13 protein-coding genes, 1 pseudogene and 1 riboswitch are annotated in these 11,806 nt (G+C 37.4%); of the genes and pseudogenes, 6 read left to right on the forward strand and 8 right to left on the reverse strand.

Features of this window, described 5'->3' with window-relative positions:
• Positions 1 to 7: 7 nt before the first annotated feature.
• The 4 genes from argJ to ACFFIX_RS11220 form a co-directional block, all read right to left on the reverse strand.
• Complete coding sequence (argJ, locus tag ACFFIX_RS11205) at positions 8 to 1,240, reverse strand: bifunctional ornithine acetyltransferase/N-acetylglutamate synthase (protein WP_378933887.1); 1,233 nt, start codon at positions 1,238 to 1,240, stop codon at positions 8 to 10.
• Between the two features lie 23 nt (positions 1,241 to 1,263).
• A complete protein-coding gene (gene argC, locus ACFFIX_RS11210) occupies positions 1,264 to 2,301 on the reverse strand; it encodes an N-acetyl-gamma-glutamyl-phosphate reductase (protein WP_378933889.1) in 1,038 nt (345 codons plus the stop codon).
• 164 nt (positions 2,302 to 2,465) lie between these two features.
• Positions 2,466 to 2,774, reverse strand: coding sequence for a metal-sulfur cluster assembly factor (locus ACFFIX_RS11215; protein WP_378933891.1), 309 nt, complete (start codon positions 2,772 to 2,774; stop codon positions 2,466 to 2,468).
• A gap of 93 nt (positions 2,775 to 2,867) precedes the next feature.
• Positions 2,868 to 3,629, reverse strand: a complete 762-nt coding sequence (locus ACFFIX_RS11220) for an alpha/beta fold hydrolase (RefSeq protein WP_378933893.1) — start codon at positions 3,627 to 3,629, stop codon at positions 2,868 to 2,870.
• Positions 3,630 to 3,770: 141 nt separating this feature from the next.
• Here ACFFIX_RS11220 and ACFFIX_RS11225 point away from each other — a divergent pair, with 141 nt between their 5' ends.
• From ACFFIX_RS11225 to ACFFIX_RS11235, 3 genes are all read left to right on the forward strand, one after another.
• Entirely contained in the window at positions 3,771 to 4,583 is an 813-nt protein-coding gene (locus ACFFIX_RS11225; RefSeq protein ID WP_378933895.1) for a Cof-type HAD-IIB family hydrolase, read from the forward strand.
• 152 nt (positions 4,584 to 4,735) lie between these two features.
• Positions 4,736 to 4,888, forward strand: coding sequence for a hypothetical protein (locus tag ACFFIX_RS11230; protein ID WP_378933897.1), 153 nt, complete (start codon positions 4,736 to 4,738; stop codon positions 4,886 to 4,888).
• Positions 4,889 to 5,083: a DUF3813 domain-containing protein gene (locus ACFFIX_RS11235; protein WP_378933899.1), complete on the forward strand. Its 195-nt coding sequence runs from the start codon at positions 4,889 to 4,891 to the stop codon at positions 5,081 to 5,083.
• Positions 5,084 to 5,252: 169 nt separating this feature from the next.
• Here ACFFIX_RS11235 and ACFFIX_RS11240 read toward each other — a convergent pair whose 3' ends face one another.
• The gene (locus ACFFIX_RS11240) at positions 5,253 to 5,999 is read right to left on the reverse strand and encodes a BsuPI-related putative proteinase inhibitor (protein WP_378933901.1); all 747 of its coding nucleotides are present in this window, start codon (positions 5,997 to 5,999) and stop codon (positions 5,253 to 5,255) included.
• Between the two features lie 12 nt (positions 6,000 to 6,011).
• Positions 6,012 to 6,854, reverse strand: a complete 843-nt coding sequence (locus tag ACFFIX_RS11245) for a YitT family protein (protein WP_378933903.1) — start codon at positions 6,852 to 6,854, stop codon at positions 6,012 to 6,014.
• A gap of 191 nt (positions 6,855 to 7,045) precedes the next feature.
• On the opposite strand from ACFFIX_RS11245, the gene ACFFIX_RS11250 reads away from it, so the two are divergent.
• Positions 7,046 to 7,903: a DegV family protein gene (locus ACFFIX_RS11250; RefSeq protein ID WP_378933905.1), complete on the forward strand. Its 858-nt coding sequence runs from the start codon at positions 7,046 to 7,048 to the stop codon at positions 7,901 to 7,903.
• A 62-nt stretch (positions 7,904 to 7,965) separates the two neighbouring features.
• Positions 7,966 to 8,097 (forward strand): DUF3941 domain-containing protein, encoded by a 132-nt coding sequence (locus ACFFIX_RS11255; protein ID WP_378933907.1) that lies wholly within the window; start codon positions 7,966 to 7,968, stop codon positions 8,095 to 8,097.
• 488 nt (positions 8,098 to 8,585) lie between these two features.
• On the opposite strand, the gene ACFFIX_RS11260 is transcribed toward ACFFIX_RS11255, so the two are convergent.
• Positions 8,586 to 9,455 (reverse strand): CvfB family protein, encoded by an 870-nt coding sequence (locus ACFFIX_RS11260; protein WP_378933909.1) that lies wholly within the window; start codon positions 9,453 to 9,455, stop codon positions 8,586 to 8,588.
• Between the two features lie 95 nt (positions 9,456 to 9,550).
• On the opposite strand from ACFFIX_RS11260, the pseudogene ACFFIX_RS11265 reads away from it, so the two are divergent.
• Positions 9,551 to 10,046: pseudogene (locus ACFFIX_RS11265) on the forward strand (YajQ family cyclic di-GMP-binding protein).
• A gap of 47 nt (positions 10,047 to 10,093) precedes the next feature.
• Here the strand turns inward: ACFFIX_RS11265 and ACFFIX_RS11270 are convergent.
• Positions 10,094 to 11,401 carry a uracil/xanthine transporter gene (locus tag ACFFIX_RS11270; protein ID WP_378933912.1) on the reverse strand — a complete coding sequence of 436 codons (1,308 nt, stop codon included), beginning with the start codon at positions 11,399 to 11,401 and terminating at the stop codon, positions 10,094 to 10,096.
• A 223-nt stretch (positions 11,402 to 11,624) separates the two neighbouring features.
• Positions 11,625 to 11,764, forward strand: a riboswitch (SAM riboswitch).
• Positions 11,765 to 11,806 lie beyond the last annotated feature (42 nt).

Consider the following 11,806-nt stretch of genomic DNA (forward strand, 5'->3'; position numbering starts at 1 on the left):
CAACTCCTTATGTCCGATAACTGGCATTAATTTTCACATAATCATAGGTTAAGTCGCAACCCCAAGCTTTACCAGAAGCATCACCATTTTTTAGATGAACCAAGATGTTTACTTGTTCTTTTTTTAAAGCGGCAGTTGCTGTTTCTTCTGAGTATGCTTGTGGACTATTTTCTTTAAATAAACAAGTATCTTCTAAATAGATTTCAACTAGCTCTGGTTGTAGTGATACATCGCTATGTCCGATTACCCCGACGATTCTGCCCCAGTTTGCGTCAGCTCCATATACAGCGGTCTTCACTAGGTTTGATCCGACAATTTTCTTGGCAACAATGTTTGCTTCATTCACTGTTTTTGCTCCTGTTACTTTTACTTCGATAAGCTTTGTTGCCCCTTCTCCGTCTTTGGCAATTTGCTTTGCTAATTCCTCAGCTACCTTTTGCAATCCTAGTTTGAATTGGCTCCATTGTGGGTGATTTTCATTAAGAGTTTGATTTTCTGCTAGACCGTTTGCCATTACAATGACCATGTCGTTTGTTGATGTTTCACCGTCGACTGTGATTTGGTTAAATGTTGTGTTTGTAATGTCTTTTAATACGGTGTGAAGTGAGTCCGAATCTATTTTTGCATCGGTTGTGATGAAGGAAAGCATAGTCCCCATGTTTGGATGAATCATTCCCGAACCTTTTGCAGCTCCCCCAATTATTACCTTTTTTTCGTCAATATTTAGCTCGTAACAGGATGTTTTCATCACTGTATCTGTTGTTAAAATGGCTTGCCCAAAATTCTCAGCTTGATTATTTTGCGAAGAAGGCTTTAGCTGATCGATTCCATCTCGAATCTTTTCCATTTCAAGATATTCACCGATTACTCCCGTCGAAGCAACAGCAACATGGTGTTCTGCTAATTGAAATTTTCTCGCACAATGTGCTCTCATTTCATAGGCATCTTGAAGTCCTTTTTCACCCGTACACGCATTGGCTACTGCACTATTTACGATAATAGCTTGAAGCATTCCTGCTTGATTGATGCTTTCTTGCGTTACCTTAAGAGGAGCGGCTTGAAAATGACTTTGTGTATAAACCGCTGCACTATTTGCAGGTACTTCACTCAAAATAATTCCTAAGTCATTTTTAGAATATCGGAGACCCGCATGAACCCCTGCTGCTAAAAATCCTTTTGGGCTCACAACTGTGCCGTTTTTTATTTTTAGTAGTTCACTCGTATCCTTTGTCTTTAACAAGATAATCTCCCCTTACATTCTTACTATGGAAAAATGGGTGCTGTGTGAAGACTAGTCGTCTCATTTAAACCATGCATAATATTAAAATTTTGTACTGCCTGCCCAGCAGCACCTTTCATTAAGTTGTCAATGACAGAAACAATTGTGACTCTTCCCGTGCGCTCATCTACCTTTAACCCGATATCACAATAATTGGAACCATACACTTCTTTTGTTGATGGAAATTCATTCATATTTCGAATTCGCACGAATGGTGAATGCTCATAAAATGTTCTGTAGCAATCTAGTAATCTCTCAGTTGAAATTTCGTGTACTAATTTCACATAAATTGTTGCCATAATTCCTCTCGTCATAGGAATTAGGTGTGTAGAAAATGTGATGGTATTAATTTGGTCATTTAAGCTGTGTAGTGCTTGCTCGATTTCAGGTATATGTTGATGCTCATTAACTTTGTAAATTTTGAGGTTTTCATTGATTTCTGCGTAACTCGTAACCGCTGAGGCTTTCCGTCCCGCTCCAGAAACTCCCGATTTTGCATCGACGATAATCGACTGTTCATCAATTAGCGATTCTTTTGTGATTGGAGCTAAGCCAAGAATTGAAGCAGTCGGAAAACAGCCAGGGTTTGCAATTAATTTTGCATGTTCTATCTGTTTATAGTTAAGTTCTGGTAAGCCATAAACGGCTGATTGTAAAATTTCCTCATCAGCAGTTTGCCGTTTATACCACTGTTCATAATCAGAGTTTTTTTTAAGCCTCAAGTCTCCAGATAAATCAATTATTTTTAAACGTGAGGGGAAAAGTGCTGGCGTTAGTGATGCTGAAACTCCTGGTGGTGTAGCGAGAAAGAGAACATCAAGAGATTCACTTAAGTCATTTATTTCAATTTTTTTTAATGAATGGTCGCTTATACAATTCAGATGTGGAAATGTACGTGAATACGAATTATCAACTTCCGATGATGAATACAGCATGCACTTTTCAATATTCGGATGATTATTTAAAATCCGAAACAATTCAACACCACTATAGCCGGAAGCACCAATTATTCCAACTTTCAAAAGATCACCCGCTTTTTTAAATTCATTTTCCTAAATAATTACTCATTATAGATATGTATAAAAATAAAATCAAGTGTATAAATAATATTTTTACATTATTTTAACATTCTGACAATAAAAAAGAGAGCTGACAAATTGTCAGCTCTCTTTTAATGCCTATTTGATTATTGGATATTCAACGCTATCTTCGCGTACCTCGACATTTTATCTTTCGTCCACGGTGGATTCCAGACAATATTCACTTCGACGTTTTTGACATCTGGAATATCAAACAATGCTTTTTTTACTTCATCAACAATGGTCCCAGCAAGTGGGCAGCCCATTGATGTTAATGTCATCGTAACGTCTGTTTGCCCGTTTTCATCCATTTCAACATCGTAGACAAGTCCAAGGTTTACAATGTCTACTCCTAGTTCAGGGTCGACAACCGTCTCTAATGCACCGTATAGATTATCTTTTAAATCTTGATCCATTGAGTATTCCTCCTTTTTAATAATGCTGTTTCGCACGGGTAGGTTCACATGCAATTATATCGAAGAGTATTACTTATTTAAAATGATCTGCTCCTATAAATGCTTTTCAAACCACTCTGCAGTTGTAAGCAAGCCTTCTCTTGATACTTTATGATCAGCCGCAGGATCTGCAATAAAGCGAATATTCTCTGGGGATTGCTCATACAATGGTAAAATCTCTTTATAAAATTGGTAAGTTGGTGCGAATGGAACGACTTCATCTTTTTCACCATGCCAAAATAGTAAAGGGCGTTCAGCGAGGGTTTCTTTATGTAGTGACAAGTCGTACCTGCTTAGCGCGTCTAATTTTTCTGCTAATTGATTCTCTGTTAACTTAACATCGACTCCATTTTGAGCAAGGTGTTTTAGTTGCTCTTTTAAATACATTGTGTAGTATGGACTGCCCATTAAGCTAACTGCGACTTTGATCCAGCGATACTGTGTGAGCGCACCTAGTGTCGTGATGCCACCCATCGAAGTCCCTACTACTCCTATTCGATCTTGATCAATTAAATGTTGAAAATGCTCTTTAATTAAATTGAGTTCATGTATCTCATTTATGACAATATCCCAGAATTGCATGCTCAAATCTAAGCTAGATAATGCTTTTGCTCTTTCACCGTGAAATTCTGCATCCGGTAAAACAACTCTAATCCCTTTTTCCGCTAACAGATAAGCATAGTGGAGGTTATGTTCCTTCGCACTTGTAAAGCCATGAATGAAGATAACAAAAGGCGTTTTCGTATGTTTTAACGAGTCTTTAACTACGTGTAATAACACTATGTCCTGGATCTGATGTTTTTCAATGATGACCAACTCGTCTTCCTCCTTGCTTATTTTGCGTTTAATTAAAGTTTAACATGTAGACAAATAAGTTGGTAAAAAGATACACTTAGAAACGTAGACATATTAATACAGATACGATCGTCACACTAAACTTGAAAAAGAGGAGATTTTATGACCACTACACCCTTTTTAATTGCTTTAGATTTAGACGGAACGTTATTAACAGATAACAAAACAATATCAGAGTATTCAAAGGAGATAATTATAAAGGCGAGGGAAGCAGGACATGTTGTTTGTATTGCAACGGGGCGGCCCTTTCGTTCAAGCTCGCTATACTATGATGAACTGAATCTTGACACGCCTATTGTCAATTTCAATGGAGCATATGTTCATCACCCAAAGGATAATTCATGGGGTACATATCATACAACATTAGAACTTAAGGTTGTAAAAGAAATTATTGAAGTCGCTGAAAAACACAATATTCACAATATGCTAGCCGAAGTTATTGATGATGTTTACTTTCATTATCATGATGAAAAGCTACTTGATATTTTTAGCATGGGAACACCCAATGTAAAAATTGGTGATTTACGTGAAAGTCTTGGCGAGGATGTTACGAGTATTCTTATTCATGCAAGTGAAGATGAAGTTGAAAATATCAGAACGTACTTATCAGATGTACATGCTGAAGTCGTTGATCACCGGCGCTGGGCAGCTCCTTGGCATGTAATTGAGATTATTAAATCAGGTATGAACAAGGCAGTTGGATTAAAAAGGATTGCTGATCACTACAACATTCCAGCAGCAAGAATTATCGCATTTGGGGACGAAGACAATGATTTAGAAATGTTAAAATTCGCAGGTCAAGGTGTCGCAATGGGGAACGCAATTGAGCAGTTAAAGACTATCGCGACTCACGAAACGAAAACAAATGAAGAAGATGGTGTCGCTTATTATTTAAAAAGTGCCCTGTCGCTTTAATTTTCTTAGATTGTTTACAAACGAAATTTAAAAAAGAAGATGCCTTAGGGCGTCTTTTTTTGTATCAATTTCCCATTATAATTTCCTTCCTCACAGCAGAAAATAGAGTAGACGCAAAGTAGTTTGCGTTAATGATAAAGGGGGAGTTACAAATGGGTAAAAGTAACAAGTCAAAGCGTTTTGTTCAGCAAGGTAAAGATACTGTTGCAAAACACGATGAAAGAATCCCTTATCACATGACAATGTCTGATTCAGAAGAACGAAAATCTAGACAAGCTGAAGAATCCTCTCTCGGAGGGATATAAATGGGAAATCAATTGTTTCAAGAAGCTAGAGAAGCCGTCTCGTATGCCGAACAGGTAGCAAATGGGACATTGAATGGTGATAAATACGAAGCCATTCATAAAGCTAAAAATGCCTTATCATCTGCATTTAATCAAACGACAGATGCTGAGCGTTTGCAGTTACGCGAACTACAGAATTCGATTGATTCGATTTAATTAAAAAAGCGCGAGGCGCCATGACTGCTAGCACGTTCAATGCGTCGGGGGCTTGTGCTAGAGCTGGTTCAGAAACGCTATTCACAGTTCTTGAATTTTATCTTAATCGAAATTAAAAAGCTGCGGGAAATCCGTAGCTTTTTTTTACAAACTGAGTTTGACGCTTTACTTATATTTTCATTTCATATGACTCTTCAGCCTCTTTCTTCTTAAAGAGCTGAAGAGTCTTTATACCGTCAGAAGATTTTAGTGTCTCATTTTGGATAGAAAAAGTAAAAGGTGTCCACTTGTTTTTTACGTCAACACCTACTTCTTCCTTATCAACTAAAAGCTGATGTCCATCATCAACAGAATAATAAAAGCTGTCTTCTTTTGTAAGGACTTCTCCACTCACATCAATAAATCCATTTATGGTCGTTGATTTGACACCACGGAAGGTTTGATTCTCCTGTGGTACTTGGAATGTTTCCTTTGCAAATAACGTTTTAACACCTTCTGCCTGACCCTTCAATGTCACTGTTACATTGTATTCACCAGCATCTACCCGTTTACCGTCTAATTGATAGTTCCAGATTTCTTTCCACTCTCGACTTTCACCAGGTGCAAGCTTGACGTATTGAAGAGCTTGTGTAAACATGCGATCTTTAGAGTAGCGGTAAACCTCTTTGCCAGTTGTATCACGTACAATAATTTCATATTTTTGCCCTGATCGAAATTCAAAATCCTTTTCCTCTTCTGTGTTATTCAAGAGCGAAATCACAAATTCTACGTTTTCAGAGTTTTCTCGTGCGTCAACAGTTAAATGTACTTCTTTTTTGTCCAAGTTTCCAGACACCTCTTCCGCTTGATCCTTTTCACTTGACTGACCGCATCCACACAGTAATAAGAAGCTAAACAAGATCACCAATTTTTTCATCCTAGCACCTCGCTATTCTCTTCTAAAAAAACCGAAAATACCTGTCGTTTGAATAATGTTAGTAAAGGCAGTTGGGTCTACATCTTTAATAATTTTTTCTAAGTCATACAATTCATAACGTGTTATAACAATAATCATCATATCTTTTTGCTCATTCGTAAAAGCACCCTTCGCGGGGATCGTTGTAATTCCTCTCACCATTTTACCATGAATCGCACTTTTCAATGCTTCACCCTTTTTTGTAACAATCATTGCGGTCAGCTTTTCATGGCGAGTATGAATGGCATCAATGACTCGAGTTGATACATAAAGAGTAACCAGTGTATATAAAGCTTTCTCCGAACCATACAAAATTCCTGCTGTAATAATGATAATTGAATTTAACATAAAAAAATATGTACCTACTGGCTTATCTTTCATTCTCGATAAAACCATCGCAACAATGTCTAATCCACCTGTAGATGCACCAAACTTCAATGTAATACCGACCCCAACGGCTGCTATAACTCCACCAAATACAGCATTTAATAAAATATCCTCTGATAGAGCTCTTAAGGGAATAATCCCTAGGAAAACTGTCATAGCCGCAACACTTAAAAAGCTATAAAACGTAAAAGATTTCCCAACCTTCTTCCAACCTAAAATAGCAACCGGAATATTTAGCAGAAAAAGCAAGATTCCTGTCGAAATGTAAAAAGGTGTATACTCTTCAAGAACACTAGAGATTAGCTGTGCAACCCCTGTAAATCCACTTGAATAAACGTTGGCGGGTATTAAAAACAAATTAAGACCAATTGCACCTAGGAGTGCCCCTAGAAGCACAACAATTATTTTCTTTGTTTCTTCATAAACCATATTATATAAATCCTCCTTACTGACGAACTATTCTTGGTTTTCCCTAATTTGTTGAAAATGAATACATAGTTAATAATAAAAAGAAACATGTTTTAATATCACTAGCCATATATCTCCTATATTACCAATAGGAAGTGATATAATAATTGAAGGATTCTTAAACTATTTTTAATTAAAAAAGAGGTGTAACTATGACGGTACATATCTTAGCAGACAGCGCTTCTGATCTGCCGATTGATTTTTTTGAAACGAATTCCGTATCCTTCATTCCCTTAAGTGTTCATATAAAAGGAAAAGACTACCAAGATTTACTAACTGTTCACCCAAAGGACGTTTACAATGCAATGCGAGAAGGCGAAGTGGTCAAAACTTCCCAAGCATCACCACTTTACTTAAAAGAACTGTTTACAGATTTAGCAAAGAGAAAGCTTTCATGTTTGTACGTTGCATTCTCATCTGAGCTTTCTGGAACCTATCAAACAGCAATGATGATACGTAATGAAGTTGTAGAAGAATTTCCAGACTTCGAACTTAAAATCATTGACACGAAATGTGCATCACTAGGCTTTGGACTTGCTGTGAAATATGCTGTTGAGTTAGCTAGCAGCGGAACCACTCTACCTGAGCTAGAAACATCTGTAAAGAAATATTGCACAAAAATCGAACATATTTTCACGGTCGATAATTTAGAGTATTTAGCACGAGGTGGACGTATCAGTAAAGCATCTGCATTTGTGGGCGGACTCTTAAATATAAAGCCACTGTTACATGTTGAAGACGGTAAGCTTGTCCCTCTTGAAAAAATTCGTGGCCGAAAAAAAGTATTCCGAAGAATCATTGAATTGATGAACGAACGCGGAAAAGGTCTTCAACACCAAACGATCGCGATTAGCCATGGCGATGACGAAGAAGCTGCGCTTGAAATGAAAAGTTTGATTGAAGAAGCCTTTTCACCAAGAGAAGTGTACATCAACATGGTTGGGTCAGTAATAGGCGCCCATTCAGGCCCAGGCACACTTGCTATCTTCTTTTTAAATGAAGAAAAATAACTAAATATTTTTGACGAGTTGAGGACATGATATGACTAACTTTGCATGAAAGGAGTTTTATCATGCCTCATACAAGTGACAACGACAAAAAGGCCAAAGATAATAATGCTCTCCGCCATGAAAAAAACATGATGCGTGAAAAAAATCGCCAACGTGGCGAAAGACAAAATTCTAAGCTAACTGATCATAAATAACAAACAAAAAACCAAGCCACTTAATCGGTCAGTGAAAGATAGGCTTAATTCGCGACGTCCTGTTTGAGAAGGCTAGGCGCTCGAGCTGGATGCAGGAACGCTATCCACTGGAAAAACAGCGTAAATCTTATGATTTTACGCTGTTTTTTTTATGGCTTTTTATTTGCATTCGATCTCAGCCACAGTTTTGGACATAAATGACAACTATTGTGTCTATTTCGATTCAATTGTATTTGTTTTCGGCTACTTGTTGCGATATATCAGTTGTGTCAAATAATTTATCTACGAAAGTGTGGTGTTTATCTGCGAAATTTCCAATATATCGATGTTTTGACAAAAAATAAGCTAATTCGACATTCAATTATAATAGAAAACCTAAGGTCAATGAGTCATACCTTCATTTGACCTCAGATGGATAGGCAACTAAAGTATACAAAAAAACACCCAAACGTCAACATGACATCTAAGTGCTTGATATGAGTGATCGACTATTCAGGGTTAATGTCTTGCTCTCTCGTCTTAAAGGTCCAACCTTCTTCTTGATAGACCGCTCCGTACTTCATTAAATTACCCACCGCTCGTTTGAATGCACCTTTGCTCATGTCAAACGTTTCTTTAATATCATCTGGGTCACTTTTGTCCCAATATGGCATCGCTCCACCACGATCTTCCATATAGGCAAGAATTTTTTCAGCATCCACACCGATCGCTTCATGCTTACGTGGCAAAAGTGAGACATTCATTGTGCCATCTTCTTTTACATCAATTACTCGGCCAGTAACGCGCTCACCTAAGCGTGGCTCGAGCGTTCTTTGTGAGGAATGGATGAAGCCTTTGTAGCCTTCGTCTGTAATTATATACGACCCTGCAATAATCATGCGGTACACAACACCAGAGACCTCTTTGTTAAAAAGCTCGCGATCTGCTTCTATGAACTTCGACTCAAAAACTTCTTCCGTTCCAAGCCTTGCAAACAGCTTCCCGTTATTCGTCACTTTTAACGTACAATACAACATGTCCCCAGCCTGTGGCCAAACTTCACGTAAAAATGGCAAATGGTCGTCGGCAACAAGCGCATCCTTACTTAAACCAATATCTATGAAGGCACCTGACCGCTCAAGTACATCGACAACCTCAACCCATTCATATGTATCTTCGGTTATTTTTGGCTTCTTCATCGTTGCAGAAAGCCGGTCTTCTGAGTCCAACAACAAAAACACGTCTAGCTCGTCCCCTACTTTAATTTCATCCGTTATTTGTGTTTTATGCAAAAGCACTCGCTCTTCTCCATTTGTTAAATAATAGCCATAATCAACTTTTTCATCTATGCGTAACGTTTCAAACGTGCCTGCTTTCATTACTAATTCAATCCTTTCAATACTCTAATAGTTGTGATCATCGTTTTATTTTACTATAATCTATAGATATTATATACGTTATGGAGGTTTATTATATGGCAGTTAAAGAAAGCTCATTTGATATCGTATCAAAAATTGATTTACCTGAGGTTACAAACGCTATAACCCTCGCTTTAAAGGAAGTTACTACCCGTTATGATTTTAAAGGGAGTAAAAGTAATATTACTCTTGAAAAAGAAGTAATTACCTTGCAATCAGATGATGAATACAAGCTAGAGCAACTAAAAGATGTCCTTTTCTCTAAATTAATGAAACGCAACGTGCCTGTTAGAAACCTTGATTATGGAAAAATTGAAGGCGCTACAGGCGGAACCGTTCGTCAAAAGGCAACACTTGTTTCAGGAATCGATAAAGACAACGCAAAAAAAAATAAACACGCTGATCAAAAACAGTGGCTTAAAAGTAAAGTCTCAAGTACAAGAAGATCAAGTACGGGTAACTGCCAAAAGCAAAGATGATCTTCAACAAATCATGGCAGCCGTTCGCGCGTTGGATCTTTCTGTAGATGTTCAATTTATTAATTATCGATGATCACTTAATATGTACCACAAAAGAGGCCTGAAAAGTATTCTTGCTTTTCAGGCGCCTTGTCTCTGCGCTTCAAGGGAATAATCATCCCACTTAACCAATTTCTCTAGTACAATCGATAACAGCACACCTACAATAAACCCATTCGACACGATCGGAAGAATATAAATAGGTAAGTTATTAAAAAGACTTGGCTCAATTGTCATGATGCTGATTCCAATTAGCACTGGTGCTGCTAGGCGATAAATCGTGATGGAATTAAATTTGTATCCATTTAAACTTTTCAATGAAACTCCAAATAATTGCATATAGGCAACGAATAAAACGGCATTCCCTACAGTTATTGGTAAAGTTGAAAGCAGTAATCCAAATGACGGGATGATTCCCAGCACTGATATCAACGCCCCCCCAATAATAAATGGTTTGCGATCAAAAATTTGTGTGCTCTCTAAAAACCCGATTGAGGAAGCAAATGGTGCATACGTAACCAACCCAAAAAGCGAGGCAACAATCGAATAACATCCCGTCAACAAATAAGAATTTTTAAACTGACTTTTTGTTGGTGTTTCTTTGTAAAGAATTGATGCCGCTTGAACAGAGGCAATCGTGTTACTCAAATTTAAAAGACATCCTAAAAATGTAATCGCAATAATCCCTATTTCTAGATTAGGCATCCCGAAAGGAAAAATCGTAAAAGCTGGCGCCGCTTCACCGCTCATTGATTGCTCAGTTGAAAATAAAAGCGTGTATAGAATCCATCCTAAGACCATTCCGATTAATATAGAAAAATTCCTGATGAGTCGATTTCCTTTAATTTTCAAAAAGCTAACCAAAACCACTAACCCCACCGAAAACAGGCTTATCGGCAGATTAATTCTTCCATCGCTGTCGATTTTCAGCATTCCTTCAAAGAAAATAATCATCAACTGAAACGTTAATAAAAATAAATAAACACTCATCACCATTGGAGTGAAAATTTTTTTAAGTAAAAAAGTTAGGTTACATGCAGCTAATATGAGCGTGACACCCCCGGCTAATAGCATGCCAGTAGCAATTCCCCCACCAATCTCGGTAAAGCTCATCCCTAAAGTTGATGCAGATAAACTCAAATTAAGTATCAACCCCCAAATAACACCAGAAGGTCCTTCCAAAATAGGATAGCGATGCCCGATCAGTCCCTGCAGCACGCAGGCAATTCCCGTCACGATTAATGAACTTCTTAAGATAGACGCCACTTCAAATGATGAAAGCTCAAAAGCCATTCCTACTGAAATCGGTACTACCACAATATTAGCAAAAATAAAAAACAACCATTGTAATGATGCAAATGCAGTTGTCATTGAAGAAAGTTTATTCATCCACTCACCTGTTCTTTTCAAAATTAAATACAATTCTAAATAATATTACTATAATTCCACATTTAAATCTCTATTAAAGCATCCGTTGATTTTTCTTATATCCTTATAATTGCCAGTAAAAAAACACAACATTTTTCACACTTTTTCAATTTAAGGTTGATATTTTTCTAAATATTAGATAAATTAGTTGTAACAGTTTTTAATCAATTAAAGTAAATAGGTATTCTTATCAAGAGAAGCTGAGGGACTGGCCCTTTGAAGCTTCAGCAACCGGTAACCCAAGAAGGTCTAGGTAAAATGATCTTCTGCTTACCAAGGTGCTAACTCCAGCAAAGCATATAACAGATGCTTGGCAGATAAGGGGAAGGATTGTTTCATCAAAGTCTTCTTCTTTAGAAGGCTTTT

The sequence above is a fragment of the Metabacillus herbersteinensis genome (assembly GCF_042433335.1).
Classification (GTDB): domain Bacteria; phylum Bacillota; class Bacilli; order Bacillales; family Bacillaceae; genus Metabacillus; species Metabacillus herbersteinensis.

Coding starts and splice junctions, on each gene's coding strand:
- ACFFIX_RS11240 (WP_378933901.1), bottom strand. CDS start 5,999: ATGAAAAAATTGGTGATCTTGTTTAGCTTCTTATTACTGTGTGGATGC.
- ACFFIX_RS11255 (WP_378933907.1), top strand. CDS start 7,966: ATGCCTCATACAAGTGACAACGACAAAAAGGCCAAAGATAATAATGCT.
- ACFFIX_RS11225 (WP_378933895.1), top strand. CDS start 3,771: ATGACCACTACACCCTTTTTAATTGCTTTAGATTTAGACGGAACGTTA.
- ACFFIX_RS11215 (WP_378933891.1), bottom strand. CDS start 2,774: ATGGATCAAGATTTAAAAGATAATCTATACGGTGCATTAGAGACGGTT.
- ACFFIX_RS11260 (WP_378933909.1), bottom strand. CDS start 9,455: ATGAAAGCAGGCACGTTTGAAACGTTACGCATAGATGAAAAAGTTGAT.
- ACFFIX_RS11270 (WP_378933912.1), bottom strand. CDS start 11,401: ATGAATAAACTTTCTTCAATGACAACTGCATTTGCATCATTACAATGG.
- ACFFIX_RS11235 (WP_378933899.1), top strand. CDS start 4,889: ATGGGAAATCAATTGTTTCAAGAAGCTAGAGAAGCCGTCTCGTATGCC.
- ACFFIX_RS11245 (WP_378933903.1), bottom strand. CDS start 6,854: ATGGTTTATGAAGAAACAAAGAAAATAATTGTTGTGCTTCTAGGGGCA.
- ACFFIX_RS11230 (WP_378933897.1), top strand. CDS start 4,736: ATGGGTAAAAGTAACAAGTCAAAGCGTTTTGTTCAGCAAGGTAAAGAT.
- ACFFIX_RS11250 (WP_378933905.1), top strand. CDS start 7,046: ATGACGGTACATATCTTAGCAGACAGCGCTTCTGATCTGCCGATTGAT.